This window comes from Hasllibacter halocynthiae (assembly GCF_003003095.1).
In the GTDB taxonomy this organism is placed as follows: domain Bacteria; phylum Pseudomonadota; class Alphaproteobacteria; order Rhodobacterales; family Rhodobacteraceae; genus Hasllibacter; species Hasllibacter halocynthiae.
Genome location: NZ_PVTT01000001.1, coordinates 1,282,223 through 1,308,503, shown reverse-complemented (window position 1 = coordinate 1,308,503; position 26,281 = coordinate 1,282,223). Strand labels below are relative to the sequence as shown.

At 70.3% G+C, this 26,281-nt stretch carries 25 protein-coding genes and 1 tRNA gene; 12 read left to right on the top strand and 14 right to left on the bottom strand.

Annotated features, from left to right (window positions below; genetic code table 11):
- The first annotated feature begins 45 nt into the window (after positions 1-45).
- Complete coding sequence (locus BCF33_RS06540) at positions 46-642, top strand: uracil-DNA glycosylase family protein (protein ID WP_106160054.1); 597 nt, start codon at positions 46-48, stop codon at positions 640-642.
- Positions 639-1,409, top strand: coding sequence for an SseB family protein (locus BCF33_RS06535; RefSeq protein ID WP_106160053.1), 771 nt, complete (start codon positions 639-641; stop codon positions 1,407-1,409). Before BCF33_RS06540 ends, BCF33_RS06535 begins: the two co-directional genes overlap by 4 nt.
- Here the strand turns inward: BCF33_RS06535 and BCF33_RS06530 are convergent.
- The 8 genes from BCF33_RS06530 to BCF33_RS06495 all read right to left on the bottom strand — a co-directional run bounded on the left by BCF33_RS06530 (position 1,406) and on the right by BCF33_RS06495 (position 10,085).
- Entirely contained in the window at positions 1,406-2,332 is a 927-nt protein-coding gene (locus tag BCF33_RS06530; RefSeq protein WP_342747428.1) for an NAD(P)-dependent oxidoreductase, read from the bottom strand. The genes BCF33_RS06535 and BCF33_RS06530 overlap by 4 nt on opposite strands.
- Positions 2,329-2,736, bottom strand: coding sequence for a VOC family protein (locus tag BCF33_RS06525; protein ID WP_106160052.1), 408 nt, complete (start codon positions 2,734-2,736; stop codon positions 2,329-2,331). Before BCF33_RS06525 ends, BCF33_RS06530 begins: the two co-directional genes overlap by 4 nt.
- On the bottom strand, positions 2,733-3,881 hold the full coding sequence (gene rodA, locus BCF33_RS06520; protein ID WP_106160051.1) for a rod shape-determining protein RodA: 1,149 nt from the start codon (positions 3,879-3,881) through the stop codon (positions 2,733-2,735). Before rodA ends, BCF33_RS06525 begins: the two co-directional genes overlap by 4 nt.
- Positions 3,878-5,842 carry a penicillin-binding protein 2 gene (gene mrdA / locus BCF33_RS06515; protein WP_106160050.1) on the bottom strand — a complete coding sequence of 655 codons (1,965 nt, stop codon included), beginning with the start codon at positions 5,840-5,842 and terminating at the stop codon, positions 3,878-3,880. The genes rodA and mrdA overlap by 4 nt, the downstream gene beginning before the upstream one ends.
- On the bottom strand, positions 5,839-6,405 hold the full coding sequence (locus tag BCF33_RS06510) for a hypothetical protein (protein WP_106160049.1): 567 nt from the start codon (positions 6,403-6,405) through the stop codon (positions 5,839-5,841). Before BCF33_RS06510 ends, mrdA begins: the two co-directional genes overlap by 4 nt.
- Positions 6,398-7,327, bottom strand: a complete 930-nt coding sequence (mreC, locus tag BCF33_RS06505) for a rod shape-determining protein MreC (protein ID WP_106160048.1) — start codon at positions 7,325-7,327, stop codon at positions 6,398-6,400. The genes BCF33_RS06510 and mreC overlap by 8 nt, the downstream gene beginning before the upstream one ends.
- Before the next feature lie 12 nt (positions 7,328-7,339).
- Positions 7,340-8,377 carry a rod shape-determining protein gene (locus BCF33_RS06500; RefSeq protein WP_106160047.1) on the bottom strand — a complete coding sequence of 346 codons (1,038 nt, stop codon included), beginning with the start codon at positions 8,375-8,377 and terminating at the stop codon, positions 7,340-7,342.
- Between the two features lie 145 nt (positions 8,378-8,522).
- Complete coding sequence (locus BCF33_RS06495; RefSeq protein ID WP_106160046.1) at positions 8,523-10,085, bottom strand: 2-isopropylmalate synthase; 1,563 nt, start codon at positions 10,083-10,085, stop codon at positions 8,523-8,525.
- Between the two features lie 212 nt (positions 10,086-10,297).
- On the opposite strand from BCF33_RS06495, the gene BCF33_RS06490 reads away from it, so the two are divergent.
- Both BCF33_RS06490 and BCF33_RS06485 read left to right on the top strand, forming a co-directional pair.
- Positions 10,298-10,972, top strand: a complete 675-nt coding sequence (locus tag BCF33_RS06490; protein WP_245883736.1) for an SDR family NAD(P)-dependent oxidoreductase — start codon at positions 10,298-10,300, stop codon at positions 10,970-10,972.
- Positions 10,966-12,495: a cryptochrome/photolyase family protein gene (locus BCF33_RS06485; RefSeq protein ID WP_106160045.1), complete on the top strand. Its 1,530-nt coding sequence runs from the start codon at positions 10,966-10,968 to the stop codon at positions 12,493-12,495. Before BCF33_RS06490 ends, BCF33_RS06485 begins: the two co-directional genes overlap by 7 nt.
- Positions 12,496-12,502: 7 nt before the next feature.
- On the opposite strand, the gene BCF33_RS06480 is transcribed toward BCF33_RS06485, so the two are convergent.
- On the bottom strand, positions 12,503-12,916 hold the full coding sequence (locus BCF33_RS06480) for a hypothetical protein (RefSeq protein WP_106160044.1): 414 nt from the start codon (positions 12,914-12,916) through the stop codon (positions 12,503-12,505).
- 48 nt (positions 12,917-12,964) lie between these two features.
- Between BCF33_RS06480 and BCF33_RS06475 the strand changes: the two genes are divergently transcribed.
- Positions 12,965-13,276: an ArsR/SmtB family transcription factor gene (locus BCF33_RS06475; RefSeq protein WP_106160043.1), complete on the top strand. Its 312-nt coding sequence runs from the start codon at positions 12,965-12,967 to the stop codon at positions 13,274-13,276.
- Between the two features lie 8 nt (positions 13,277-13,284).
- On the opposite strand, the gene BCF33_RS06470 is transcribed toward BCF33_RS06475, so the two are convergent.
- Complete coding sequence (locus tag BCF33_RS06470) at positions 13,285-14,700, bottom strand: MORN repeat-containing protein (RefSeq protein WP_245883734.1); 1,416 nt, start codon at positions 14,698-14,700, stop codon at positions 13,285-13,287.
- A gap of 155 nt (positions 14,701-14,855) precedes the next feature.
- On the opposite strand from BCF33_RS06470, the gene BCF33_RS06465 reads away from it, so the two are divergent.
- Entirely contained in the window at positions 14,856-16,523 is a 1,668-nt protein-coding gene (locus tag BCF33_RS06465) for an NAD+ synthase (RefSeq protein WP_106160042.1), read from the top strand.
- Positions 16,524-16,546: 23 nt separating this feature from the next.
- Here the strand turns inward: BCF33_RS06465 and BCF33_RS06460 are convergent, their stop codons facing one another.
- A complete protein-coding gene (locus tag BCF33_RS06460; protein WP_106160041.1) occupies positions 16,547-16,945 on the bottom strand; it encodes a metallopeptidase family protein in 399 nt (132 codons plus the stop codon).
- A gap of 65 nt (positions 16,946-17,010) precedes the next feature.
- Between BCF33_RS06460 and gltX the strand changes: the two genes are divergently transcribed.
- Positions 17,011-18,333: a glutamate--tRNA ligase gene (gltX, locus tag BCF33_RS06455; RefSeq protein ID WP_106160244.1), complete on the top strand. Its 1,323-nt coding sequence runs from the start codon at positions 17,011-17,013 to the stop codon at positions 18,331-18,333.
- Here gltX and BCF33_RS06450 read toward each other — a convergent pair.
- Positions 18,330-18,866, bottom strand: coding sequence for a gamma-glutamylcyclotransferase family protein (locus BCF33_RS06450; RefSeq protein WP_106160040.1), 537 nt, complete (start codon positions 18,864-18,866; stop codon positions 18,330-18,332). The two genes, gltX and BCF33_RS06450, sit on opposite strands and share 4 nt — an antisense overlap.
- Positions 18,867-18,946: 80 nt before the next feature.
- Here BCF33_RS06450 and BCF33_RS06445 point away from each other — a divergent pair.
- The 5 genes from BCF33_RS06445 (at position 18,947) to BCF33_RS06425 (ending at position 23,032) form a co-directional block, all read left to right on the top strand.
- Positions 18,947-19,022 (top strand) — tRNA-Ala (locus BCF33_RS06445).
- A 163-nt stretch (positions 19,023-19,185) separates the two neighbouring features.
- Positions 19,186-19,926 carry a Crp/Fnr family transcriptional regulator gene (locus tag BCF33_RS06440; protein ID WP_106160039.1) on the top strand — a complete coding sequence of 247 codons (741 nt, stop codon included), beginning with the start codon at positions 19,186-19,188 and terminating at the stop codon, positions 19,924-19,926.
- The gene (locus BCF33_RS06435) at positions 19,926-21,032 is read left to right on the top strand and encodes a glycosyltransferase (protein WP_106160038.1); all 1,107 of its coding nucleotides are present in this window, start codon (positions 19,926-19,928) and stop codon (positions 21,030-21,032) included. The genes BCF33_RS06440 and BCF33_RS06435 overlap by 1 nt, the downstream gene beginning before the upstream one ends.
- A gap of 46 nt (positions 21,033-21,078) precedes the next feature.
- Complete coding sequence (locus BCF33_RS06430; RefSeq protein WP_106160037.1) at positions 21,079-22,362, top strand: ABC transporter permease; 1,284 nt, start codon at positions 21,079-21,081, stop codon at positions 22,360-22,362.
- Positions 22,355-23,032: an ABC transporter ATP-binding protein gene (locus BCF33_RS06425; protein WP_106160036.1), complete on the top strand. Its 678-nt coding sequence runs from the start codon at positions 22,355-22,357 to the stop codon at positions 23,030-23,032. Before BCF33_RS06430 ends, BCF33_RS06425 begins: the two co-directional genes overlap by 8 nt.
- On the opposite strand, the gene BCF33_RS13900 is transcribed toward BCF33_RS06425, so the two are convergent.
- Positions 23,033-24,313 (bottom strand): MarR family winged helix-turn-helix transcriptional regulator, encoded by a 1,281-nt coding sequence (locus BCF33_RS13900; RefSeq protein WP_146132790.1) that lies wholly within the window; start codon positions 24,311-24,313, stop codon positions 23,033-23,035.
- Positions 24,310-26,259: a DNA topoisomerase IV subunit B gene (gene parE / locus BCF33_RS06420; RefSeq protein WP_106160035.1), complete on the bottom strand. Its 1,950-nt coding sequence runs from the start codon at positions 26,257-26,259 to the stop codon at positions 24,310-24,312. Before parE ends, BCF33_RS13900 begins: the two co-directional genes overlap by 4 nt.
- Positions 26,260-26,281 lie beyond the last annotated feature (22 nt).

Sequence of the window (26,281 nt, the reverse complement as noted above, 5' to 3'; positions counted from 1 at the left end):
CCCCGCCCGCTTGCGCCCTGCTGGCCCGAACCCTAGCTGCGGCCGATGGAAGACCTCCGATCCGTGAAGGAACGCCTCGCTGCCTGCCGCATCTGCGCCGACCGGTTCGCCGCGACGGCCACGTCGCACAGTCCGCGCCCGGTGGTCTGGTTCGACGAGGGTGCGTCCGTGCTCGTCGCCTCGCAGGCGCCCGGCATGCGGGTGCACGAGGCGATGACGCCGTTCTGGGACCGGTCCGGCCAGCGCCTGCGGCAGTGGATGGGCGTGACCGACGAGGAGTTCTACGACCGCTCGCGCGTGGCCATCGTCCCCATGGGGTTCTGCTTTCCGGGCTACGACGCGAAGGGCGGCGACCTGCCGCCCCCGCCCGTGTGCTGGAAGACCTGGCGCACGGTCATCCTGGACCGCCTGTCGACGGTTCGCCTGACCCTGCTCATCGGCGGCTATGCGCAGCGCTGGCATCTCGGCGCGCCAGCGAAGGCCGGGGTGACCGCGACGGTCGCGGCTTGGCGCGACCACGCGCCGGCGGTGTTCCCGCTGCCTCATCCGTCCTGGCGCAACACCGCATGGCTGAAGCGGAACCCCTGGTTCGAGACGGACCTGTTGCCCGTCCTGCGCCGGCGCGTCAGGGAGGTGATATGACCGTTCTCGACGATGCCTACCTCGCCATGGCCGAAGCCCTCGACGGTGAGGATGCACCCCGCCTGCGCTTCTACGAGCGCCTCGCCGACGGCGAGCTGTTCCTCCTCCTCGAACGGGAGATCGAGGCCGACCGGATCGAGCCGCGGCTCTTCGACCTTGAGGAGGGGATGTTCGCCCTCGTCTTCGACCGCGAGCGGCGGCTGGCGGATTTCACGGGGGGCGCGGCGCCCTTCGCCGCGCTCTCGGGCCGCGTGGCGGTGGACCTCCTGCAGGGCAGGGGGATCGGCCTCGGGGTGAACCTCGGCGCGCCTTCCGCGATCCTCCTGCCCGCGGAGGCGGTGGACTGGCTGCACGGGACGCTCGGCCAGGTTCCGGCGGAGGCCGAAGGGGTACCCGAGGAGGTGTACCCGCCCGCCGGGGTGCCGGAGGACCTGCTGAACGGTCTGGACGGCAAGGCGCCCGCAATGGCGGGGCTGGCTCGCCTGGCCTACCTCGCCGGGGTGACGTGGAAGGGCGGGCGGCGCGGGCATCTCCTCGCCTTCGTCGACGTCGCGCCGGGGGCGGAGGAAGGGCTGGCCCGCGCGGTGGGCGAGGCGCTGGTCTTCTCCGGTCTCGACGCGGGCGAGGTGGACGTGGCCTTCCTGCGCCCGTCCGATCCTCTGGCGGCACGCCTCGCGACCGTGGCGCTGCGTGTCGACCTTCCCGAGCCGCCCCGCGCCGCGCCGCCGGCGGCGCCCGGATCGAACGGCCCGCCCAAGCTGCGCTAGTAACCCCTGGCGCGGTCCACGAGGTGGAGGAGCGGCTCGCCCGCCTCGCCCCTTCGGACGTTCTCGGCGATCACTTCGGCGGCGGTGTCCGGCCGGGTCGCGCTGGCGATGTGGGGCGTGACGGTGACCTTCGGATGGGACCAGAACGGATGCCCCTCCGGCAACGGCTCGGTGCGGAACGTATCCAGCGTTGCATGGCCGGGGCGTCCCCGCGCCAGCGCCTGCAGGAGCGCGTCCTCGTCCACCAGCGCGCCCCGGCCGGGGTTCAGGAGGACCGACCCCTCGGGCATCCGGGCGAGGTTGGCGGCGCCCATCAGGCCCTCGGTCTCCGAGGTGTGCGGCACCAGGAGGACCAGGATCTCCGACCGCCCGAGGACGGCCCGCAGCCCCGCCTCGCCGGTCAGCGCGCGCACGCCCGGGATGCTCTTGGCGCCGCGCGCCCAGCCGGCCACGTCGAAGCCGAGCCCGGCGAGGGCCGTCGCCGCCGCCCCGCCCAGCGCGCCGAGCCCCAGCACCCCGACCCGGCGCCGGAAGGCGAGGGGCGGTGGCGGGTGGTTCCATCCCGGACGGTCCGCCCCGATCCACCGGTCGAGGTCCAGGTGGTGCCGCATGACATGACCCACGACCCATTCCACCATGCCCTGCGTCAGCCCTGGATCGACCATGCGCGCGACGGGCTGCGGCGGGTCCTGGGCCAGCACCTCCTCCACGCCGGCCCAGAGGCAGAGGATCGCGCGGGCGCTGCGGAACACGGCGAAGTCGGTGACCTCGGAGACGTCCCCCAGCACGACCCAGTCCGCAGCCTCCGGAGGGGCGTCGCGGCTGACGGTGGCGTCGGGGACGGCGCGGGCGATCGCCTCCTCGATGGGGCGGCCGAACGTCTCCCAGACCTTCGGGGGGCCGTGCAGAAGCACCGTGGTCACGCGGCGAAGACCCCCGCCCCGTCGGGAAAGCACTTGAACTCCAGCGCGTTGCCGGCCGGGTCTCGCAGGAACATGATCCGCTGCTCGCCCGGCTCGCCGGGGAAGCGGGTCACCGGCTCGATCACGAAGGGCGTATCCGCCTCGTGCAGGCGCGCCTCGGCCGCGGCGAAGGTCGCCGCGTCGAGGATGGCGCCGAAATGGGGCATGGGGACCATGTGCTCGCCCACGCGGCCGGTCTCGCGCGTCTCGGCCACCGGGCCGAGATGCAGGCTGATCTGGTGGCCGAAGAAGTCGAAGTCGACCCAGCTGGCCGCGGACCGCCCCTCGGCGCAGCCGAGGACGCACCCGTAGAAGGCGCGCGCCGCACCCAGGTCGTCCACGTTGAGCGCGAGGTGGAAGGTCATCGCACGCCCCTCGGCCGGTGGACGTGCGCGGACTGCACGAGGCCGAACGCCGCCATCAGGATCACCATGACCGTGCCCCCGTAGGAGACCATCGGGAGCGGCACCCCGACCACGGGCGCCAGGCCCGTCACCATCGCGATGTTGATCGCGAAGTAGAGAAAGAAGCTCGCCGCGATGCCGATCACCAGCAGCGCCGCGAACCGGTCGCGCGAGCGCAGCGCCGTCAGCACGCAGAAGAACACGATCCCCATGTAGAGGACGAGTAGCGTCAGCGCCCCTATGAAGCCGAACTGCTCGGCCAGGGTGGTGATGATGAAGTCCGTGTGCGCCTCGGGCAGGAAGTCGAGGCGGGTCTGCGTGCCCTGCATGAACCCCTTGCCTGACCAGCCGCCCGAGCCCAGGGCGATCTGCGCCTGGGTGATGTTGTAGCCCGCCCCGAGCGGATCGGTCGACGGGTCCAGGAAGGTGTCGATCCGCTGATACTGGTAGTCCTGCAGGAGCTGCCAGTCCTTGCCGCGGCTCTCCAGCACCGCGTAGACCAACCCTCCGGCGCCCGCGCCGACGGCGATGAAGTACCACCACGAGACACCGGCGACGAACATCACAAGGCCGCCCCCCGCCACGAGGAGCATCGCGGTGCCGAGGTCGGGCTGCTCGAGGACGAGGAAGGCCGGCACGAGGATCAGGACGACGGGGATCAGCACCCAGTGCGGCCGCGAGACCTTCTTCACGTCCAGCCAGTCGTAATAGGCCGCCAGCATCATGACGAGGGCGATCTTCATCAGCTCGGAAGGCTGTATCACTAGGCCGCCCAGGTTCAGCCAGCGCTGCGCGCCGCCTCGGACCACACCAAAGAACTCCACCCCGAGAAGGAGCGCGATCCCGAGGAGATAGGCCAGCAGCGACATGTTCCGCCAGAACCATGTCGGGACCATGGCGATCAGGACCATCGCGACGAGGCCGATCACGAACCGCTCGGACTGCTGCTCGGCCCAGGGGGCCCAGGACCCGTCCGCGACCGAGTAGAGGACGAGGAAGCCGACCGAGGCCACGGCCGTCAGCAGGACGACGAGCGGCCAGTTCAGATAGAGGATCTTGCGCCATCCCGAGGGGACCGCACGATAGTTGGCCTCGAGATAGCTCACGCCTCGGACACCTCGATCCCGGCCGCCAGTGCCGCGGCGGCGGCCGTGCCGCGAAGCGGCAGCTCGTCGTACATGGCCTGGATGCGGCCGTGCTGGTCGGACGGATAGGCCTCGATCGGCGGGATGCCTCCGTAGAGCGCGTTGAGCATGATGTCGCGCGCGACGGGCGCGGCCGCGGTCGACCCGCCGCCCCCGTGCTCGACGATCACCGAGATCGCGTAGCGCGGATCGTCATAGGGCGCGTAGCCGACGAACAGGGCATGGTCCCGGCGGTTCCAGGGAAGCTGGTCGTTGCGCGTGACGCCGCGCGCCCGCTCCTCGGCGGTGATGTTCCGCACCTGGCTGGTGCCGGTCTTGCCCGCCATCCTGTAGTCGCCGACGATCCGGCTTCGCCGTGCCGTGCCGCGCGCGCCGTAGCATACCGCGTACATGGCCTCGCGCTGGCGCTGGAGGTGCTCGGAGCCCAAGGGGATGGGTGCCGACTCCGGCACGGGCAGCTGCTCGTCGCCGACGGCGCGCACGAGGCGGGGGGCGACCATGCGGCCGGACGCGAGGCGGGCCGCCATCACAGCGAGCTGCATGGGCGTCGACAGCACGTAGCCCTGTCCGATCGAGGCGTTGTACGTGTCGCCCACCCGCCAGGATTGGCCGTGCCGGGCACGCTTCCACGCCTTGTCCGGCATGATCCCATCTCGGACCGCCGAGAGGGGCAGGTCGAAATGCTCGCCCATCCCGAAGAGGCGCGCGACCTCCGCGATCCGGTCGATCCCGACGCGCTGGGCCATCTCGTAATAGTAGACGTCGCAGGACTGCTCGATGGATTCCTGCAGGTCCATGTAGCCGTGCCCGCCGCGTTTCCAGCAGTGGAAGCGACGATTGCCCAGCTCGGTGAAACCGCGGCAGTAGACGGTCTCGCCGGGGCTGGCGAGGCCATCCTGCTGCGCGGCCAGCGCCACGAGCATCTTGAACGTCGAGCCGGGCGGATACTGGCCCTGCACGGTCTTCGTCGCGAGGGGGCGGTACTCGTTCCCGGTCAGCGCGTTGTAGTTGGCGACCGAAATGCCGCGCGTGAAGAGGTTGGGGTCGAACGAGGGCGCCGAGGCGCAGGCGAGGACGTCGCCCGTGCGGACGTCCAGCACCACGGCGGCGGCGCTCTCGTCGCGCATGCGGACGGTGGCGAAGTGCTGCAGGTCCTCGTCCACCGTCAGCTGCACGTCCGCCCCGGGCACCGGGACGTCGCGGCCCAGCTCGCGGATGACGCGCCCGCTCGCGTTCACCTCGATGCGTTTTGCCCCGGCGCGCCCCCTCAGCGCGTGCTCGCGTTTGGCCTCGACACCGGTCTTGCCGACCTGGAAGCGGGGGATCTGGAGAAGCGGGTCCTCGTCCTCGGCGAGGTAGCCTTCCGTCAGATCGTAGTCCGAGACTGGGCCCACGTAGCCGGCGATGTGGGCGAAGTCGGATTCCAGGGGGTACTCGCGGCTCAGGCCGACCTCCGGGGTGATGCCCGGCAGGGCGGGGGCGTTCACGGCGACGCGGGAGAGCTCCTCCCAGGTGAGGCGTTCGGCAACGGTGACGGGCACGAAGCGCGAGCGACGCTCGATCTCGCGGCGGGCGGCCTCCAGGTCGAGCGGGTCGATGGACACGATCCGCTGCAGGGCGTCGAAGACCGCCTCGACGTCACCGGCTTCCTCGCGGACGATGGTGACGCGATAGTTCTGGCCGTTGTCGGCGATCAGCCGCCCGTTGCGGCCGATGATGCGGCCGCGCGCGGGCGCGATCAGGCGCATGTTGACGCGGTTCTCCTCCGCGAGAAGCCGGAACTCGTCGGCCTGCTCGACCTGAAGCTGGCGCATGCGCGCGGCCAGCACCCCGGCCACGGCCAGCTGCACGCCGCCCAGGATCAGGCCGCGCCGACCGATGCGGATGCGCGAGATCTCGTCGTCGCGGGCGCTGCGCTTCATGTCCGTGCCTCCTCCGGCCGAGGACTGCGCAGGCCCAGCAGGACCCGCAGCACGGCCACCACCACCGGATATAGCACCGCGCCGCCGAGTGCGCGAGCGAGCGCGGGCCCCAATGGCGGCGCCTGCACGAGAAGGAGGGAGAGGATCACCTGCTCGGCCAGCGCGAGGAGGACGAGAAGCAGCGCGACCCGCCCCCATTCGGACAGGAACCCCGGGACCCCAGCGTCGAAGCGCTTGCCGCGCATCCGCTCGGTCGCAAGGAGGTCGAGTGCCGCCCCGAGGCCCGGAGGGCCCCCGTTCAACAGGTCCCGCAGGAGGAAGGCGATCGCGGCGAGGGGCGCCGGCGCCTGCGCGGGGCGCCGGACGACCCATGCCAGCGCGACGAGAAGGAGGAGGTCGGGGCCCGGAAGCCGGCCCGCCACCGCGCGCACGAGCGTGATCGGCGAGGCCTCGGACGGCACCGCGGACGGATTCGTCCCGAGGGGCAGCGCCGCGAGCGTCAGGATCAGGACGGCGACGCAGGCGAAGGCAATCCGGCCGGTCCACGCCGCGAGATCACCCATCGACGTCATCCTCCGGCGCCTCGCCGGCTATCTCGGCGTCGACCTCATCGCGCGTCTGGGGCAGGCCGGCGGGGAGCACGAGGCGGCCGGCGCCTTCGATGCCCTCCGCGGGCCGCGCTCGGAGGACCCGCAGGAACTCGAGCCGGTCCATGTCCGCGGACAGGCGCGCCCGCCGCAACCCGTCGCGCCCTACCGCCACCTGCCCGACGAGGACGCCCGACGGGAACACGTCTCCGTCGCCGGAGGTCACGATCCGATCGCCCGGGCGGACGACGGCGTCGTCCTCCAGAAAGCCAATGACGGGGGCGGAGGTGTTGTCCCCCTGAATGATGGCGTTCTGGCCCGACGGCTGGATCGTGACCGGCACGCGGCTGGTCGCGTCGGTCAGCAGGATGGCCCGCGCCGTGCGTTGCCCGGTGCCCGAGATGCGCCCCACGAGGCCCAAGCCGTCCATCGCGGCCCATCCGTCGCCGATCCCGTCGCGCGCGCCGACGTTCAGGAGCACCGACTGCCGGAAGGGGCTTCCGCTGTCGGCTAGCACGCGCCCCGTGATCCAGGTGAAGCGCGGGTCGAGCCGGACGTTGTTCAGGTCGAGAAGCCGGGCGTTCTGCTGCTCGAGCTGCAGAGCGGCCTCGCGCCATGCCTGCATCTGCTGCAGCTCGCGCCGAAGCTCGCGGTTCTGCTCATAGATGCGGGCGTAGGACTGGAAGTCGCCGACCATCCTCGCCGCCGCCGTCATGGGCGCCATGGCCCAGTCCATGTTCGGCACCACCCGGTCGACGATCTGCGCGCGCAGCCGCTCGACCCGGGGCGAGTCTATGCGCCAGATTACGAAGATCAGCAGGCACAGCCCGATCGCGCCGACCGCGAAGATGCGGCCGATGGGGCGGGCATAGCTCTGCTTCTCGGGCTTGCGGGCCATCGGCCCCCCTCGTCAGCTTTCGTAGTCGATCACGTGACGCAGCTTGTGCTCGTACTCCAGCGCCTTGCCGGTGCCGAGGGCGACGCAGTTCAGGCTCTCGTCCGCGATCGACACGCCGAGGCCCGTCTGCTCGCGCAGCGCGAGGTCCAGCTCGCCGAGGAGCGCGCCGCCGCCCGTCAGCATCACGCCCCGGTCCACGATGTCGGCGGCCAGGTCCGGCGGCGTCGCCTCGAGCGCGGTCATGACCGCCTCGCAGATCTGCTGCACGGGCTCGGAGAGGGCCTCGGCGACCTGGGCCTGGTTTATCTCGGTCTCCTTCGGGACGCCGTTCAGGAGGTCGCGCCCCCGGATCGGCATGGAGGCGCCGCGCCCGTCGTCGGGCATCCGCGCCGTGCCGATCGAGGTCTTGATCCGTTCGGCCGTCGCCTCGCCGATCAGGAGGTTCTGCTGGCGGCGCAGGTAGCTGACGATCGCCTCGTCCATGCGGTCGCCCCCGACCCGGACCGAGCGGGCGTAGACGATGTCGCCCAGGGAGAGGACCGCGACCTCCGTGGTGCCGCCGCCGATGTCCACGACCATGGAGCCCGTCGGGTCGGTGATCGGCATCCCCGCCCCGATGGCGGCCGCGATGGGCTCGGCGATGAGGCCGGCCTTGCGGGCCCCTGCCTGGAGAACGCTGTTGCGGATCGCCCGCTTCTCGACGGGCGTGGCGCCGTGGGGGACGCAGACGATGATCTTAGGCTTCGAGAAGGTCGTGCGCTTGTGGACCTTGCGGATGAAGTACTTGATCATCTCCTCCGCGCTGGCGAAGTCGGCGATGACCCCCTCGCGCATCGGGCGTATCGCGGTGATCGAGCCGGGGGTGCGGCCCAGCATCATCTTCGCGTCCTCGCCGACGGCGAGAACCTTCTTCGTCCCTTCCTTCTGCTGATAGGCGACGACGGAGGGCTCGTTCAGGACGACCCCGCGGCCCTTGACGTAGACCAGCGTGTTCGCGGTCCCCAGGTCGATGGCCATGTCGTTGGAAAAGAGGCCGGAAAGGAATGACATCGGCGCAGGTCCCCTTCATGCGCGGCATATCGGCCGCGCCGGCGGGCCGGGCGGGCGTTCCGGCGGCAACTAAGGGAGGTGCGGCGAAAGTGAAAGGCCTGCGCGCGGCGGCGGCGGCAACGCTTCGCCGTCCCCGCCGCACGGATCAGGCGCTGTCCTTGTAGGACACCTCGCGCGCGTCTGTGCCGGCCCTCTCGCGGCGCAGCATCAGGCGGTTCAGCGCGTTCACGTAGGCCTTCGTGCTGGCGACCACCGTGTCCGTGTCGGCCGAGGCGCCCGTGACGATGCGGCCGTCCTCCTCCAGCCGGACCGTGACGGTGGCTTGGGCGTCCGTGCCCTCCGTCACGGCGGACACCTGATAGAGCTGCAGCCGCGCCTTGTGCGCGATCAGCGCTTTCACGGCGTTGAACGCCGCGTCCACGGGGCCGTCGCCCCTGGCCGCCGCCTCCCTGGCCTCGCCCTCGACCGAAAGGCGCAGCTCCGCCTCGGCCTGCCCGCCGGTGCCGCAGACGACGCGAAGCGAATCGACCGTCACCCGGTCCTCGGCGGCCCGCTCGCCCGACTGCATCAGGGCCACGAGGTCGTCGTCCATCACCTCCTTCTTGCGGTCGGCGAGGTCCTTGAACCGCACGAACACGTCGCGGAGCTGGTTGTCGCCCAGCTCGTATCCCAGCGCCTCGAGCTTCGAGCGCAGGGCGGCCCGGCCCGAGTGCTTGCCCAGCACGATGCTGGTCTCGGACAGGCCGACGTCCTCGGGGCGCATGATCTCGAACGTGTCGCGGTTCTTCAGCATCCCGTCCTGGTGGATGCCGCTCTCGTGGGCGAAGGCGTTCTTGCCGGTGACGGCCTTGTTGGGCTGGACGACGAAGCCCGAGACTGCGCTGACCACGCGCGAGACGCCCATGATCTTCGTCGCGTCGATCCCGGTCTCGAAGGGCATGATGTCGTGGCGGACCTTCATGGCCATCACGACCTCCTCGAGTGCGGTGTTGCCCGCCCGCTCGCCCAGGCCGTTGATCGTGCACTCGATCTGCCGCGCGCCCGCCTCGACGGCCGCCAGAGAGTTCGCCGTCGCCATCCCGAGGTCGTCGTGGCAGTGGGTGGCGAAGGTGACCTCGTCCGCGCCGGGCACGGTCTCGATCAGGCGGCGGATGAGGTCCGCGCTCTCTCGGGGCGCGGTGTAGCCAACCGTGTCGGGGATGTTGATCGTGGCCGCGCCCGCCTTGATGGCGATCTCCACGGTCCTACAGAGGAAGTCGAACTCGGTCCGGGTCGCGTCCATCGACGACCACTGCACGTCGTCGCAGAGGTTCCGGGCATGGGTCACGCATTCGTGGATCCGCTCGGCCATCTCGTCCATGGAGAGGTTCGGGATCGCGCGGTGCAGGCGCGAGGTGCCGATGAAGGTGTGGATGCGGGGGCGCGCGGCGTGCCTCACCGCCTCCCAGCAGCGGTCGATGTCGCCGACCTGCGCCCGGGCGAGGCCGCAGATGCGGGCGTCTTTGGCGCGGCCGGCGATCTCGGAGACGGCCTCGAAGTCGCCTTGGCTGGCGATGGGGAAGCCGGCCTCGATGACGTCGACTCCCATCTCGTCGAGCATCTCCGCGATCTGGAGCTTCTCGTCATGGGTCATGGTGGCGCCGGGCGACTGCTCGCCGTCACGCAGGGTGGTGTCGAAGATGATGACGCGGTTCGGATCGGATGTCATGGCCGTGGGTCCTGTCTGCCCTTCCCGGCGCTGGTCCCGACGGAGCGTGTCGCGCCGGTGAGGGCACGCTCAGCCGAGGCTAAGAAGGAGGTCCGAAGCGGTCATGCCGGGAGCGTAGCCCGCAGGAGGCCCGGGAGGCAAGAGCGCGCTCCGGCAGCCGGCGCCGCCCCGGGATGTTCCCACGCGCGGGGCGGGCACTAGATGCGCCCCCCATGGGCAGGGGGATCGAGAGGGCGCTAGTGATCGGCGCGTCGGGCGGGATCGGCGCGGCGATGGCTGGGACGCTGGAGGGGCGGGGGGCCGCGGTGACGCGGCTCTCACGCACGGCGGACGGGCTGGACGTGACGGCCGAGGCGTCCGTCGAACGGGCGCTGGGATCGCTGGAGCCGGGATACGACTTGGTCTTCGTGGCCACGGGCGCCCTTGCGCCCTTGGGCGAGCCTGAGAAGGCGATCGCGGCCGTCACCGGCGAGGCGCTGCGCGCGGCCTTCGACGTGAATGCCGTGGGGCCGATGCTGTGCCTCAAGCATGCCCTGCGCCTTCTGCCGAAGGACCGGCGGTCGGTATTCGCCGCGCTCTCGGCGCGGGTGGGCAGCATCGGGGACAACGGGATCGGCGGCTGGCATTCCTACCGCGCATCGAAGGCGGCGCTGAACCAGCTCCTCCATGGGGCGGCGATCGAGATGCGGCGGACCCACGAGCGGGCCGTCTGCCTCGCGCTGCACCCCGGCACGGTTGAGACGCCGTTCACCGCGAAGTACGCTGGCCGGCACCGCACCGTCCCGGCGGAGAAGGCGGCGGCGAATATTCTAGGCGTGATCGAGGACGCCGCGCCGTCCATGTCCGGGGGCTTCTACGACTACGCCGGAGAGGGGATCCCATGGTGAAGCGCCTGATCCTGGTGCTGGGCGACCAGCTGACCCCGGACGTGCGCGCCCTGCGCGAAGGGAACCGCGAGACCGACGTCGTCGTCATGGCCGAGGTCGGGGCGGAGGCCACCTATGTCGACCACCATCCCAAGAAGATCGCCTTCCTCTTCTCCGCCATGCGCCACTTCGCGGAAGAGCTGCGCCGGGATGGCTGGGATGTGCGCTACACCACCCTCGACGATCCGGAGAACGCCGGAACCATCCCGGCCGAGCTGCTGCGGCGGGCTGCCGAGACGGGCGCCCGGGAGGTGCTGGCGACCGAGCCTGGCGAGTTCCGGTTGATCGAGGCGCTGGAGGATTGTCCGATCCCCGTCCATCAGTTCGAGGACGACCGCTTCGTCGCCACCCACGCCGAGTTCGAGCGTTGGGCCGAGGGCCGCAAGGAGCTGCGGATGGAGTGGTTCTACCGTGACATGCGCCGCAAGACGGGCCTTCTCATGGAGGATGGCGAGCCTGCGGGCGGCAAGTGGAACTTCGACCACGACAACCGGAGGAGGCCGCCCAAGACGTTCCGGGGCGCCCGGCCGATGCACTTCGCCCCCGACGGGACGACGGATGACGTCCTGCACCTCGTGCACGAGAGGTTTCCCTCGAACCATTACGCGCATGGCGACTTCTGGTTCGCCACCTCGCGCGGCGAAGCGCGCCGGGCGCTCTCGCACTTCGTGGCGAAGTCCCTGCCGGAGTTCGGCGACTATCAGGACGCGATGATGCGGGGCGAGCATTTCCTGAACCACGCCATCGTCGGCCTCTACCTCAACGCCGGCCTTCTCGGCCCCCTGGAGGTCTGCCGTGCGGCCGAGGAGGCCTGGAAGGCCGGCGAGGTGCCCATCAACGCGGCCGAAGGGTTCATCCGGCAGATCATCGGTTGGCGCGAATACGTGCGCGGCATCTACTACATGCAGGGACCGGGCTACGCGCTGCGCAACGCCCTCGGGCACGAGCGGGACGTTCCGGCCTTCTACTGGTCCGCAGACACGGCGATGCGCTGCATGTCGGAATGCGTCGGCCAGACGATGCAGACGGCCTATGCCCACCACATCCAGCGGTTGATGGTCCTGGGCAACTTCGCCCTCCTCGCGGGGGTTTCGCCCCAAGGGCTGCAGGACTGGTTCATGGGGGCCTATGCCGATGCCTACGAATGGGTGATGTCCGCCAACGTCATCGGGATGAGCCAGCACGCCGACGGCGGGCTCATGGCGTCCAAGCCCTACGTGTCCTCGGGGGCCTATATCGACCGGATGTCGGATTACTGCGCGTCCTGCGAGTACAGCGTGAAGGCGAAGACGGGCGAGGGGGCCTGCCCGTTCAACCTGCTCTACTGGCATTTCCTCGACCGCCACCGCGAGCGGTTCGGGAACAACCCGCGGATGGGCAACATGTACCGCACCTGGGACCGGATGGACGACGCCCGGCGCGAGACCGTGATCCGCGAGGCGGACGAGTGGCTCGCCCGTCTCGACAGGGGCGAGCGGGTCTAGCACGGGTTCAGGCCGCGCAGCAGCCGGTGCGAACGCGGCCCGGGCAGGCCGGCCCGAGCGGCTCGAGGCGGAGCGTCGCGCCCTCAATTCCCGCGACCCGGTAGGATTGCAGCGCGCCATCGGGCGCGGCGGCGACGCGCAGGGGCAGATCGCCGAGGGAAGGCATCGCTTCGGCGCCCCGCTCGAGTATCGCAAGGAGGCGCGCCGGCGTGAGGGGACGCCCGCCGCCGGCCATCAGCTCGATCTCGGCGGTTTGACGGGCGCCTTGGATCCCGTCGCAGCCGAGCGTGGCGGTCCGGTGGCGGCGAAGCTCGGTCACGTGCCAGCCGGGGCCGAGAACGCCTGATGGGGCGGAGACGACCAGGTGCACCTCCGGCCCGCCTCGAAGGGCCTGAACGAGGTCGAGGAGGGTTTCGGGCACGGTTGTTCCTCCGTAGGATCGAATCAACAATACAAGGAAAGTTGAAATATGACGGATGGTCAAGCCGCGGCTGTTCTGGGCGCTCTGGCGGATCCGACGCGCCTAGCGATGCTGCGCCATCTCGTTCGGGCCGGGCCGGAGGGCGCCGCCGCAGGGACGAGCGCAGAGGCCGTCGGCGCGACCCCCTCGCGGGCGAGCTTCCACCTGAAGGCGCTGGAGCGCGCGGGCCTCGTCACCTGCCGTCGCGACGGGCGCAGCATGATCTACGCCGCGCGGATGGATGCGCTGGGCGCGGTCATATCTCATATCGTCGACGATTGCTGCGCCGGCTCGCCCGCGTTGCGGGCCTGCTGCCGCTGAACGCGGCTTCAGCCGTCCTCGCCCGCCGCCGGCGTCACCTCGACAAGCGCACCGTTGCGCCAGCTGCCCGCGCGGACCTCGCCCGTCGCGTAGCGGATCACCCCGTCGCCCTGGCGCTTGCCGGCGCGGAACTCGCCTTCGTAGACGTCGCCCGTCGCGTAGGTGGCGACGCCCGTGCCGTGGATCTCGCCTTCCAGCCACTCGCCTTCGTAGACGAAACCCTCCGGCGTCTCGAGGCGGCCGGTCCCGTGTCGCTGGTTGTCCGCGAACTCGCCTTCGTAGACCCAGCCTTCGGCGAACTCGGCCCGGCCCTGGCCCTCCCGCCGGCCGTCCGACCATTCGCCGGTGTACACGTAGCCATCGGGATAGGTCATGGTGCCGTTCCCGTCCGGCGCGCCGCCCGACATCTCGCCTTCGTAGACCTGTCCGTTGGCGTAGACGAAACGGCCCTCGCCCTCGATGACGCCCGCGGTCCACTCGCCCTCGTAGATGCGCCCATCGGCGTACTCCATCCGTCCGGCGCCCTCGGGCACGCCGTCCCGCAGGGAGCCGGTGTACACGTCGCCCGAGGCGTAGGTGACCGTGCCTTCGCCCTCGATATGGCCGGCGACCCAGGATCCCTCGTAGCGGTAGCCGTCCGCGGCGACGAAGGTGCCTTGCCCCTCGCGCAGGTCGTTCGCGAACCCCCCTTCGTAGAGGTCGCCGGACGCGTACTCGATCCGGCCCGGGCCTTGCCGGACGCCGCGCTGGAACCGGCCGGTGTAGACGTCGCCGTTCGGCGTGGTCAGCACGCCTTCGCCGTCGAGCTGGTTGTCGGCCCACTCGCCCTCGTAGATCGTGCCGTCGGGGAAGGTCAGCGTGCCGCTACCCTCCCGCACGCCCCTGGCGACGCCGCCCTCGTAGACCGCGCCGTCGGGGTCCGTGATCGTGCCTCGTCCCTGGCGCTGCCCGTCCACCCACTCGCCGACGTAGGCGTAGCCCGACGGGCTCTCCATCCGGCCCCGGCCGTTCAGCCGGCCGTCGCGGAACGTGCCCTCGTGGACGATGCCGCCGGCATAGACGGCGCGCCCCTCGCCCGCGATCTGCCCGTCGCGCCACTGCCCCTCGTAGGTCGAGCCGTCGGGAAAGGTGATCCGGCCCATCCCTTCGGGCTTGCCGGCCACGAAGTCGCCTTCGTAGACGCTGCCCGAGGCGAAGGTCGCGCGGCCCTCGCCCTGGATCTGGCCCTCAAACCACTCGCCCGTGTACTCGTAGCCGTTCGGCAGCCGGTAGGTGCCGGTGCCGTGCTGCAGCCCGCCGCGGAAGGTGCCTTCGTAGACGCCTCCGTCGTCGTACTGCTTGGTGAACACCTCGCCGTCGGCCTGCGCGAACGCCAGCCCCGGCAGGGCGAGGGCGAGCATCGCGCCCCGGATGGGATGGATCATCGAACTGCCCTCGGTCCGCGCCGCGCCTGTCCCACGCGGTCCGCGCCCGAAACTACGGCGCGCGGGCTGGGGGCGCAACGGGCCGCGGGCGGGAACGGTTTCCCCGATGCGGCCGTGCGGCTATGGGGCGACGTGGCCGACCCTTGGGGGGGACGATGAAAGACCGCATCCGCGTGACGCTGGCGCAGCTCGACCCCGTGGTGGGGGACCTGGAGGGCAACGCGGCCAAGGCCCGCGCCGCCTGGGAGGAAGGGCGCGCGGCCGGCGCCGACCTCGTCGCGCTGCCGGAGATGTTCGTCGCGGGCTACCAGACCCAGGACCTCGTCCTGCGGCCCGCCTTCCAGGCCCACGCCCAAACCACGATCGAGCGCCTGGCGACCGATTGCGCGGACGGCCCGGCGCTGGCGATCGGGGGGCCGCGCCGGGAGGGAGCGCTGCTGCACAACGGCTACTGGATCCTCGCGGGCGGGCGGGTGCGGGACGTCGTCCTCAAGCACGAGCTGCCCAACTTCAAAGTCTTCGACGAGAAGCGCCTCTTCGCGCCGGGCCCCTTGCGCGGCCCCGCGTCGGTGAAGGGCGTCCGCGTCGGCTTTCCCGTCTGCGAGGACGCCTGGCACCCCGACGTCGCCGAGACCCTCGCCGAGACCGGCGCCGAGATGCTGCTGGTGCCCAACGGCAGCCCCTATTTCCGCGACAAGCACGACGTGCGCCTCGCGCACATGGTCGCCCGCACGGTCGAGACGGGGCTCCCGCTGATCTACCTCAACATGGCGGGTGGGCAGGACGACCAGTTCTTCGACGGCGCGTCCTTCGTGCTGAACCCCGGCGGCGCGATCGCCCATCTGCTGCCCTTCGGCGAGGAGGCGGTCCGTCATGTCGACCTCGCCCGGACCCCGGACGGCTGGCGCGCCGAGCCCGGAGAGGTGACGCCCCAGCCCGGCGAATGGGAGGCCGACTACCGCGTCATGGTCGAGGCGACGCGCGGGTACTTCCGCAAGACGGGTTTTTCGAAGGCGCTGCTGGGCCTCTCTGGGGGGATCGACAGCGCGCTTGTCGCGACCATCGCCGCCGATGCCCTGGGGCCGGGGAACGTGCGCGGCGTCATGCTGCCTTCGCGCTACACCTCCGCGCATTCGCTCGAGGATGCGGCGGATTGCGCGCGCCGCCTCGGGATCGCGCTCGACACGCTGCCGATCGGCGGACCGGTCGAGGCCGTCCACGACGTGCTGGCCGAGCAGTTCAGCGGCACCGAGCCCGGCATCGCCGAAGAGAACCTCCAGTCCCGCCTGCGAGGCCTCCTCCTCATGGCGCTGTCTAACAAGACGGGCGAGATGCTGCTGACCACGGGCAACAAGTCCGAGGTTGCGGTAGGCTACGCCACGATCTACGGCGACATGTCGGGCGGCTGGAACCCGATCAAGGACCTCTACAAGATGCGGGTCTTCGAGACCTGCCGCTGGCGGAACCGCGAGCATCGGGACTGGATGCTCGCCCCCCCGGGCGAGGTGGTGCCCCCGCGCGTCATCTCGAAGGCCCCGTCAGCCGAGCTGGCGGCCGATCAGAGGGACGAGGATTCCCTGCCGCCCTATCCCGTGCTCGACGCCATCCTCGAGCGTCTGGTGGATGGCGACCGCTCCGTCGCCGACTGCGTGGCGGACGGGTTCGACGCCGAGACGGTCCGCAAGGTCGAGCGCCTCGTCTACCTTTCGGAGTACAAGCGCTTCCAGTCCGCCCCCGGCCCCCGCCTCACGGGCCGGGCCTTCTGGCTCGACCGCCGCTATCCGATCGTGAACGGCTGGCGCGACCCGACGGGCGGGGCCTGACCGGCCCCGGGGGACGCGGCCGATCACTCCCACCAGCGGTCGATCGCGGCGATGTCGCCGTCGGACCAGCCGAAGTGATGGGCGAACTCGTGCACCGTCACATGGGCGATCAGCGCGCGCAGCGCCACGTCGCCCCGGCCTGCCCACTCGTCCAGGATCGGGCGGCGGAAGAGGGTCACGGTCGAGGGCATGGCCGGCGCCTCCACGCTGCGCTGCGTCAGCGCCTCGCCCTCGTAGACGCCCGTCAACTCGTAGGGATCGTCCATCTCCAGATCGTCCAGCAGCGCGCCGGACGGCCATTCCTCGACCATCAGCCGCACCTCTCTGGCGAGGTCGGCGAAAGGGGCGGGGAAGGCGGCGCGGGTTGCCTCGGCCACCTCCAGGAAGTCATCCGCGTCCGGGGCCTGGGCGTCGATGTCCATGCGACGCCTTCTGGCCGGACGGGGGGCGGTGGACAAGGCCGGGCGGGGGGGCCATGTCCGCGCCCATGGTCACGACCCGCTTCGCCCCCAGCCCCACCGGCTTCCTCCATGTCGGCAACCTGCGCGCCGCGCTCTTCAACTGGGCCATCGCGCGCAAGGCGGGCGGCACCTTCGTGCTGCGCCTCGACGACACCGACCCCGAGCGGTCGAAGCCCGAATACGCCGACGCCATCCGCGAGGATCTCGAATGGCTGGGCCTGCTCTGGGACCGGCTCGAGCGGCAGTCGGACCGCCTGGACCGCTACGCCGAGGCCGCCGACCGCCTTCGCGCGGACGGCCGCCTCTACGAGGCGTTCGAGACCCCTACCGAGCTGGACCTCAAGCGCAGGAAGCAGCTGAACATGGGCCGGCCGCCGGTCTACGACCGCGCCGCCCTCGACCTCTCCGACGCCGAGAAGGACGCCCTGCGGGCCGAACGGCCGGCCCATTGGCGCTTCAAGCTCGACCGCGAGCGGATCGAGTGGGCCGACGGCATCCTCGGCGACGTCTCCATCGACGCGGCGAGCGTCTCGGACCCCGTCCTGATCCGCGGGGACGGGCAGGTGCTCTACACGCTGGCATCCGTCGTGGACGACGTCGAGATGGGGATCACGGACGTCGTGCGCGGGTCCGACCACGTGACCAACACCGCCACCCAGATCCAGATGATCCGCGCCCTCGGGGCCGAGCCGCCGCGCTTCGCGCATCATTCGCTGCTGACCGGGCCGGGGGGCGAGGCGCTGTCCAAGCGCCTCGGCACCCTCGCCCTGCGCGACCTGCGCGCCGCCGGGGTCGAGCCGATGGCGATCCTCTCGTTGATGGCCCGCCTTGGCAGCGCCGACCCGGTCGAGCTGCGGAGCACCCCCGAGGAGGTGGCGGAGGGCTTCGACCTCTCGCGCTTCGGCGCGGCGCCGACCAAGCTCGACCCGGACGACCTCGGCCCGCTCTCCGCGCGGTACCTCCAAGGGCTGCCGGCCTCCGCCGTGGACGCCGACCTCGCGGCGCTCGGCGTGCCGGAGGGGGAGCGAGAGAGGTTCTGGGCGGCGATGCGCGAGAACGTCGAGACGCGCGGCGACCTCGCCGCCTGGTGGCGGCTCGTGACGGAAGGCGCGTCCCCGCTGGTCGCGCCAGAGGACGCGGACTTCGTGGCCGAGGCGCTGCCGATGCTGGGCGACCCGCCCTACGGGCCCGAGACGTGGGGCGAATGGACCGCGGCGGTGAAGGCGCGGACGGGGCGGAAGGGCAGGGACCTCTTCATGCCGCTGCGCCACGCGGTCACGGGGCGCGAGAAGGGGCCGGACATGGCCGCGCTGATGCCGCTGCTGAAGGTCCGGCCGGGCGGCGGCTAGCGCAGGCCCAGCCGCGCCAGCCCCTCGTCCACCAGCGCCGTCTCTTCCGCCGTCAGGACGCAGGCACGCGGGTAGAGCGGGGCGGCCCGGTCGTCCCGTACCGGCCCCCAGCCGTCGGTCGTCTCGAAGAACCCCCACGCGTCCGCCGGCCCGTGGAGGCGGGCGAAGCCTTGGATCACCGCGTCGAGATAGCTCAAGAGGATCGGCCGTCCGTGCCCTGCGGGCAGGCGGTCCGCATCCGGCACGGCATAGAGGATCGCCCCGCCGCCCGCGTCGACCTCCCGCCGCTCGTAGGCTGCCTCGCGCGCGTCGAGCGCGGAGAGGTCCGCGAGCGGCCAGCCGATCGTCGCGCCGAGGCATTCGGCCGCCCCGTCGGGCTGCACCGAAAGGAACGCCACGCCGCGCCGCCCGGTCGCGCACCAGCCGCGCCGCCACCCCCGGACGCCCGCCGGCACGAGGTCGCCATGCCGGTGCGTCAGCCCGTTCACGAGGCTGCCGTAGCCGAAGATCCGCGCCGTTCCCGTCGCTGCCATGCCGCCATCCATGGGGGTCGCAAACCCGGTCCCGGCCCCGTTGACAAGCCCGTTCATGCGGGGCACATGCCGCCGCCAGTGGGGCCGTAGCTCAGTTGGGAGAGCGCGTCGTTCGCAATGACGAGGTCGTCGGTTCGATCCCGATCGGCTCCACCATCGCTCCTTCCATCTGACGGCTCCCTCGGGAACGCGGGACCGTGCGTTCGCCGCACTCCGGGCCGGGCCAGCACGGACATGCGGCGGCGGTGTCGGAACCGCGTTCCGGATGCCCTCGTTGCCCTCGCAGGAAGGCACGCGGGGCGTGCGGAGGGATGCTTGAATGACTGAAAGCCGCCTGGTCGGCCGCTTGGGGTGCTATGCTGCATTGACCGACGCCGAGAAGTCGTTCCTCGGCAGGATCGAGGTGCAGGAGAAACCGCTGGGAAACGGGCAGACGGTCGTCAGGCGGGGATCGAACGCCCACCGCGTCTTCGTGCTGAAGGAAGGTTGGGCAATCATCCGCTCCGAGCCGGTGCGAGGGCGGTCCTCGATCCTGTGGATCCATTTGCCGGGCGAGGTGATTGGACTGGGCGACATGGCCCCTTCCGCCGCGCCGCACACGATCCACATGCAGACCGACGGCGTCGTCTGCCCCTTCTCCCGCGACTCCCTGGGCGAATTACTGCGCGATCTGCCGCGCCTCTCGGCGCTTCTCGTCGGCCTCGCATCGCTCGATCAGATCGCGATGCGTGACCACTGCGCCGCACTTGGGCTGATGACGGCCGAGGACCGGCTGGTCCGGTTCCTCCTCCAGCTGCGCCTGCGCCTAGCCCTGGCGGATTCGGTATCGGGCGACCGCTTCCACCTGCCTTTTAACCAGGCCGAGATCGGCGAGGCGGTCGGCATGACCTCGGTCTACGTCAACAAGCTGCTGCGCAAGCTGTCCGAGCAGGGCCTCATCCGGGTCGAGAAGCCCTACATGCGGCTTCTGGACCGCGCGGGACTCGAGGCGAAGATCGGCTTCGTCGACCGATTCTCGGATCTCGACCAGAGCTGGTTCCCGAACCCCAGGGCCGCCTGATGCGCATAGCGGTCCTCGCCCATCTGCGCCATCCGATCCGGCCGCCCTTCTCCGGCGGGATGGAGGCGCACGCCTGGCACCTCGTTCGGGGCCTCTCGGCCCGTGGGCACGACGTGACGCTCTTCGCCAGCGGCGACAGCGACCCCGCCCTGCCCCTCGCCCCCGCCTGCGAGGAGCACTACGACCAACGCTTCCCCTGGCACGAGTACCACGGCACCGATGTGCTGAACGAGCATCTGGATCATCTCTTCTCCCGCACCTGCGGCACGGTCCTGCGCGGCCGGTTCGACGTCGTGCACAACAACAGCCTCCACCGCTTCCCGCCGCGCCTCTCCCGCGCGCGCCGCGTCCCGATGATCTCGTCCATGCACGTGCCCCCCTTCGGCCCCCTGCGGCGCGCCGTGGAGGATTCCGCGGCGCCCTGGCACCTCACCACCGTCACGTCCCGCTCGCAGATGGGGCGCTGGTGGGACCGGCCGCCCGCGACCGCCCGGGTGCTGCATAATGGCATCGACCTCGCCGCTTGGCCCTTCCGGCCGCGGGGCGACGGCACGGCGGTCTGGGCCGGCCGCATCGCCCGCAACAAGGGCACCGCCCTCGCGGCCGAGGCCGCGACGCTGGCGGGCATGCCCCTGACGATCCTCGGTCCCATCGAGGAGCGCGACTACTTCGACGTCGAGGTCGCGCCCCGCCTCTCCGCCACGGTGCGCTACGAAGGTCACCTGCCCGGCGACCTGCTGGCGGACGCGCTGGGCCGGGCCTCGGTGCTTCTCTTCACGCCCATGTGGGACGAGCCCTTCGGCCTCGCCGCGATCGAGGCCATGGCCACCGGGTTGCCCGTGGCCGCCTTCGACAACGGCGCCGTCCGCGAGGTCGTGGGGGGGTGCGGCGCCTTCGCCCCGCCGGGGGACGTGCCCGCGCTGGCCCGCGCCCTGCGCTGTGCGACCGGCCTCCCGCGCCGCGCCTCCCGCGACCGCGTCGAGGCGAAGTTCTCGCTCTCGGCGATGCTCGATGCGTGCGAGGCGCTCTACGCCGAGGCCGCCGCCGCCCGCCGGGCGGCGCTTCCGCCTGCGGGCTTCGGCCGCCTGCAGCTCGACGTCGCCTGAAGCCACCCTGTTGACCCCGGCCCACTGGGGCCGCACGACGCGCGCCATGTTCAAGGCCCACGAGTTCCTTATCGCCTGGCGCTACCTGCGTGCCCGCCGCGCCGAGGGCGGCGTCTCGGTCATGACCTGGATCAGCCTCATCGGCATCGCCCTCGCGGTCTTCGCCCTCATCGCCACGCTCGCCGTTCGCGCCGGCTTCCGGGCCGAGTTCGTGGACACGATCCTCGGGGCGAACGCGCACGTCACCGTGTACAACACCGTCGGCGTGGACGCCGCGGGTCGCACGTCGCGCGTGATCCCGGACTACGAGAGCCGGGCCGCGGCCATCCGCGCCCTGCCTGAGGTCACGCGGGTCGCCCCGCTCGTGCGTGGCAACGTCCTTGGCCAGAACGGCCAGCTCACCGCGCCCGTGCAGGTCTACGGCATCGCGCGGGGCGACCTCCTGACCCTGCCCCGCATCGCCGACCCGATCGAGAGTCAGGGCGACATCGCCACCTTCGGGGGCGCCGGCGCCGACGCCCGCGTCGCCCTGGGCTCCGAGCTCGCGCGCGAGCTGGACCTATTGCCCGGCGACCGGATCCGCATCCTCTCGCCCGACGGGGCGCGCACGGCCTTCGGCACCTCGCCCCGCGTGGGCACCTACACGGTAGGCTACGTCTTCACCGCCGGGCGCTACGACATCGACCGCGCGCGCCTCTACATGCCGCTCGCCGAGGCGCAGAGCTTCTTCAACCGCGACGGCGTGGTCGACGAGCTGGAGGTCATGGTCCGCGATCCCGAGGCCGTGGACGAGACGGCCCTCCGCCTCCTCGAGGCGGGCGGGCCCAGGACCCTTCTCTGGACCTGGCGCGACAGCGCGGGCGCCTTCCTCCGCGCGCTCGAGATCGAGGACAACGTGATGTTCGTGATCCTCGGCATCCTCGTGCTGATCGCGGCGATGAACATCGTCTCGGGCCTCATCATGCTGGTGAAGAACAAGGGCCGCGACATCGGGATCCTGCGAACCATGGGACTGACCGAAGGGGCGATCCTGCGGATCTTCTTCCTCTGCGGCGCGGCCGTGGGCACGCTCGGCACGTCGATCGGCCTGGTCCTCGGCGTGCTGTTCGCCCTGAACGCCGAATCCATCTTCGGCGCGGTGATGGCCGCGACGGGGGGGCAGGCCTGGGATCCGGCGGTGCGCGGCATCTACACGCTGCCCGCCCGTCTCGAGGTGGGGGACGTGCTGGCGGCGGTGGGCCTCTCGCTCGTGCTGTCCTTCCTCGTCACCATCTTCCCGGCCCGCCGCGCCGCCCGCATGAGCCCGGTCGAGGCGCTGCGCTATGAGTGATCCCGCCCTCGTCCTCGACGGCGTCTCCCGGACCTACCGAGGCGCGAGGGACATCGAGGTCCTGCGCGGCGTGGACCTCGTGCTGAACCCGGGCGAGGCGGTGGCCCTCGTCGCCCCCTCGGGCGCGGGCAAGTCGACCCTCCTGCACATCGCGGGTCTTCTCGACGTGCCCGACACGGGCCGCGTCGTGGTGGCGGGGGAGGAGGCGCGCCGCGCCGACCGCGCCCGCACCCGCCTGCGCCGCCAGGCCCTGGGCTTCGTCTACCAGTTCCACCACCTCCTGCCCGAGTTCACGGCCCTGGAGAACGTCGTCCTGCCCCAGCTCGCCGACGGGAAGGGCAGGGGGGAGGCCCGCGCCCGCGCCGCCGATCTCCTCGCGTCCGTCGGCCTCTCGGAGCGCGCGAACCACCGCCCCGCCGCCCTCTCCGGCGGCGAGCAGCAACGCGCCGCCTTCTGCCGCGCCCTGGCCAACGCCCCCGCCGTCCTCCTGGCCGACGAGCCCACGGGCAACCTAGACCCCGCCACGGCGGACCGTGTGTTCGCGGCGATGATGGCCGTGGTCCGCGAGACCGGCATGGCGGCCCTGGTGGCCACCCACAACCCGGAGCTGGCGGCGCGGATGGACCGGGTGGTGCGGCTGGAGGAGGGGGTGTTGACGGACGGCAGGTAGCTAGCCTCCGCGGTCGACGTAACCTGCTCGCCGATGGTGGATTAGCCAGCCCTTCGCTGTCACATTAATTGTTTTCCTTCGATTATCGGTCTCATCAATCTCAGAAACCACAAGGTCTCCATTCTCCAGCCTGCTGACCGCGCCTCTCATACTCTGAGAGGAATTGAAGCCAAACTCCTCAAACGCTGATGGACTTATGGAACCACCTCGACCGCAGAAGTCATCAAAGAGTTGCCATGCTCGCGGCGGTACATTTAATGCGCTTTCATAGCGATCGCTTAGGTCTGCGACCCACGCCTCGAAGAGGCCGTGCAGTTCGTCACCATTAGGAACGTAGTTGCCTTCGTCCTCGAGCCACAATGAAAAGTCTCCGGCATATTTTAGTGCGTCACGGAGATTGCTATTGAGTATACTATATATATACTCAAAACTGCGAACCCCGACGGGTGGAATGCTTTGTGGACCGGCCCGATATTCTTCGACCCTCGCGGAAATAAGGTCCGCGATGCAATCATCATCAAGGGGTTCAATCTCAAGCGGTTCAATAATCCTGCCTTGCAGACGAGGGCTTGTCGCGACGCTGCGAACTATGCCTCGAGCTCCACAAACCACCCATCTTATACCTTTCGCCGCGAAAACGTCGTCGCGAAGAGCCTCTAGTTTGTCTCTCGCAGTTGCTGAAGTATTCAAGATTTCTAGATTATCCAAAACACAGATTACTGCGCCTTTGTCAGAGAATGCCGCGTCGAGTAAACGATCAATTATATTGAAGAACCCCTGTAGGTCGAAGCCGCTAGCACTGTTTGGTTGAGAGCCCAGATTTCCACCGAAACTGGCCATGGAAGCACCGCCCTGTCGAAAAACTGGATTCTCTAACCATGCCCGCAGAGGCCCGAGCGCGAACTGTAAGTCCATGCGCCGCAGCAATTCCTTCTCACGATCTATGAAGAGCGTCGCTACCGACGCATACACCTTTCTCTTGAACTCCGTTGCATCTTCATCAGAAGCAATCTGGAAGAGCTTGGGTAAGCATAGAAGGGAATCTTTGCCGCTTTGCGATGTCTCTCTGTCCAGTTGATGAGCCGCGACTAGGACCACGGAAGTTTTTCCGACTCCGTTATTTCCTTCAATTGAGGTAACGCTACTGCGGTTCGAGATCCTCGTCTTCACCTTTCGAAGTTCTGCCGCGCGACCGACCAATAGTCGCTCCCCCTGGTCGTTGCCTGTAATCGGATTAGTGTCATAAAGATCAGCGTAAAAGCCAAAACTGTTCCACATCATATATCGATCTCCCCCACGAACCGCGCGTTCTGCTGGATGTACTCGAACCTCGCCTCCGGCTTCTTGCCCATCAGGCGCTCGACCAGGCCGCTGGTCTCTCCGGGCTCGTCCTCCTGGGCGGTCACGCGGATCAGGGTGCGGGTCGCAGGGTCCATCGTCGTCTCCTTCAGGTCCTTGGCGTCCATCTCGCCCAGGCCCTTGAAGCGCTGCACGTCCACCTTGCCCTTGCCGCCGAGGCCCTTCGCCAGCGCCCGCTCCTTCTCGAGGTCGGTGGCGACGTAGAGGCGCTTCGCCCCCTGCGTCAGCCGGTAGAGGGGCGGGCAGGCCAGATACAGGTGCCCCGCGTCGATCAGCGGGCGCATCTGGGTGAAGAAGAACGTCATCAGCAGCGCCGCGATATGCGCGCCGTCCACGTCCGCGTCCGTCATGATGACGACCTTGTCGTAGCGCAGGTCGTCGAGGCGGAAGCGCGTCCCCATCCCGGTCCCCAGCGCCTGGGTCAGATCCGCGATCTCCTGGTTCGAGCCCAGCTTCGAGGACGCCGCCCCCAGCACGTTCAGGATCTTCCCCCGAAGCGGCAGCAGCGCCTGGGTGCGCCGGTCCCGCGCCATCTTGGCCGATCCGCCCGCGCTGTCGCCCTCCACGAGGAACAGCTCCGTCCCCTCCCGCGCGCCGTCCGAGCAGTCGACCAGCTTGCCCGGCAGGCGCAGCCGCTTGGTCGCGGACTTGCGCGCGGTCTCCTTCTCCTGCCGGCGGCGCAGCCGCTCCTCAGCGCGCAGGATCAGGAAGTCCAGGATCGCGCCCGCCGCCTTCGTGTCGCTTGCCAGCCAGGTGTCGAAGCGGTCGCGCACGGCCCCCTCGACCATCTTCGCCGCTTCCGTCGTGGCCAGCCGGTCCTTGGTCTGGCCGACGAACTCCGGCTCGCGGATGAAGCAGGACACCAAGGCGCAGCCGCCGGCCGTCAGGTCCTCGCGCGTGATCTGGGCCGCCTTCTTCTGGTTCGCCAGCTCGCCATAGGCGCGGATGCCCTTCAGGATGGCGGCCCAGAACCCCTGCTCGTGGGTGCCGCCCTCGGGCGTGGGGACCGTGTTGCAGTAGCTCTGCACGAAGCCGTCGCGCGCGGGGGTCCAGTTCACGGCCCATTCGACGCTGCCCGGCGCGCCGAACTTCTCGCGGAAGTCGACGCGCCCGGCGAAGGGGGCGTCGGCATAGGTCGCCGCCTTGCCCAGCGTCTCGCCGAGATAGTCGGCGAGGCCGCCGGGAAAGTGGAACCGCGCCTCGACGGGGGTCTCGCCGTCGTCCTGCTCGGAACGCCAGCGGATCTCCACACCCGAGAAGAGGTAGGCCTTGGATCGCGCCGCCTTGAAGAGGCGCGCGGGCTTCAGGGCCAGCGCGCCGAAGATCTCCGCGTCGGGGTGGAACGTCACCGTCGTCCCCCTCCGGTTCGGCGCTGCGCCCACTTTGGCGACGGGGCCCTGCGGCACACCGCGCGAGAACTCCTGCGCCCAGAGCTCGCGGTCGCGCGCCACCTCGACCCGCAGGCGGTCCGACAGGGCGTTGACGACCGAGACCCCGACGCCGTGCAGCCCGCCCGACGTCTCGTAGGCCTTGCCCGAGAACTTGCCCCCCGCATGGAGCGTGCAGAGGATCACCTCCAGCGCGGACTTCTCGGGGAACTTCGGGTGCGGGTCGACGGGGATGCCGCGGCCGTTGTCGGCCACGGTGCAGGACCCGTCCGCGTGCAGCGTCACCTCGATGCGGGAGGCGTGGCCCGCAACGGCCTCGTCCATCGCGTTGTCCAGCACCTCGGCGACGAGATGGTGAAGCGCCCGCTCGTCCGTGCCGCCGATATACATGCCGGGGCGCTTTCGAACGGGCTCGAGCCCCTCGAGCACCTCGATCGATGAGGCGTCGTACTGCGCCCCGCCCGTCAGGAGATCGTCCATGCCTGCCCCCGCATGTTCTCGT

Excerpts from the sequence above, each read along its gene's own strand:
- BCF33_RS06540 (WP_106160054.1), top strand. The coding sequence starts at position 46 with ATGGAAGACCTCCGATCCGTGAAGGAACGCCTCGCTGCCTGCCGCATC.
- BCF33_RS06535 (WP_106160053.1), top strand. The coding sequence starts at position 639 with ATGACCGTTCTCGACGATGCCTACCTCGCCATGGCCGAAGCCCTCGAC.
- BCF33_RS06525 (WP_106160052.1), bottom strand. The coding sequence starts at position 2,736 with ATGACCTTCCACCTCGCGCTCAACGTGGACGACCTGGGTGCGGCGCGC.
- mrdA (WP_106160050.1), bottom strand. The coding sequence starts at position 5,842 with ATGAAGCGCAGCGCCCGCGACGACGAGATCTCGCGCATCCGCATCGGT.
- BCF33_RS06510 (WP_106160049.1), bottom strand. The coding sequence starts at position 6,405 with ATGGGTGATCTCGCGGCGTGGACCGGCCGGATTGCCTTCGCCTGCGTC.
- mreC (WP_106160048.1), bottom strand. The coding sequence starts at position 7,327 with ATGGCCCGCAAGCCCGAGAAGCAGAGCTATGCCCGCCCCATCGGCCGC.
- BCF33_RS06500 (WP_106160047.1), bottom strand. The coding sequence starts at position 8,377 with ATGTCATTCCTTTCCGGCCTCTTTTCCAACGACATGGCCATCGACCTG.
- BCF33_RS06495 (WP_106160046.1), bottom strand. The coding sequence starts at position 10,085 with ATGACATCCGATCCGAACCGCGTCATCATCTTCGACACCACCCTGCGT.
- BCF33_RS06490 (WP_245883736.1), top strand. The coding sequence starts at position 10,298 with ATGGGCAGGGGGATCGAGAGGGCGCTAGTGATCGGCGCGTCGGGCGGG.
- BCF33_RS06485 (WP_106160045.1), top strand. The coding sequence starts at position 10,966 with ATGGTGAAGCGCCTGATCCTGGTGCTGGGCGACCAGCTGACCCCGGAC.
- BCF33_RS06475 (WP_106160043.1), top strand. The coding sequence starts at position 12,965 with ATGACGGATGGTCAAGCCGCGGCTGTTCTGGGCGCTCTGGCGGATCCG.
- BCF33_RS06470 (WP_245883734.1), bottom strand. The coding sequence starts at position 14,700 with ATGATCCATCCCATCCGGGGCGCGATGCTCGCCCTCGCCCTGCCGGGG.
- BCF33_RS06465 (WP_106160042.1), top strand. The coding sequence starts at position 14,856 with ATGAAAGACCGCATCCGCGTGACGCTGGCGCAGCTCGACCCCGTGGTG.
- BCF33_RS06460 (WP_106160041.1), bottom strand. The coding sequence starts at position 16,945 with ATGGACATCGACGCCCAGGCCCCGGACGCGGATGACTTCCTGGAGGTG.
- gltX (WP_106160244.1), top strand. The coding sequence starts at position 17,011 with ATGGTCACGACCCGCTTCGCCCCCAGCCCCACCGGCTTCCTCCATGTC.
- BCF33_RS06450 (WP_106160040.1), bottom strand. The coding sequence starts at position 18,866 with ATGGCAGCGACGGGAACGGCGCGGATCTTCGGCTACGGCAGCCTCGTG.
- BCF33_RS06440 (WP_106160039.1), top strand. The coding sequence starts at position 19,186 with ATGACTGAAAGCCGCCTGGTCGGCCGCTTGGGGTGCTATGCTGCATTG.
- BCF33_RS06435 (WP_106160038.1), top strand. The coding sequence starts at position 19,926 with ATGCGCATAGCGGTCCTCGCCCATCTGCGCCATCCGATCCGGCCGCCC.
- BCF33_RS06430 (WP_106160037.1), top strand. The coding sequence starts at position 21,079 with ATGTTCAAGGCCCACGAGTTCCTTATCGCCTGGCGCTACCTGCGTGCC.
- BCF33_RS06425 (WP_106160036.1), top strand. The coding sequence starts at position 22,355 with ATGAGTGATCCCGCCCTCGTCCTCGACGGCGTCTCCCGGACCTACCGA.
- BCF33_RS13900 (WP_146132790.1), bottom strand. The coding sequence starts at position 24,313 with ATGATGTGGAACAGTTTTGGCTTTTACGCTGATCTTTATGACACTAAT.
- parE (WP_106160035.1), bottom strand. The coding sequence starts at position 26,259 with ATGGACGATCTCCTGACGGGCGGGGCGCAGTACGACGCCTCATCGATC.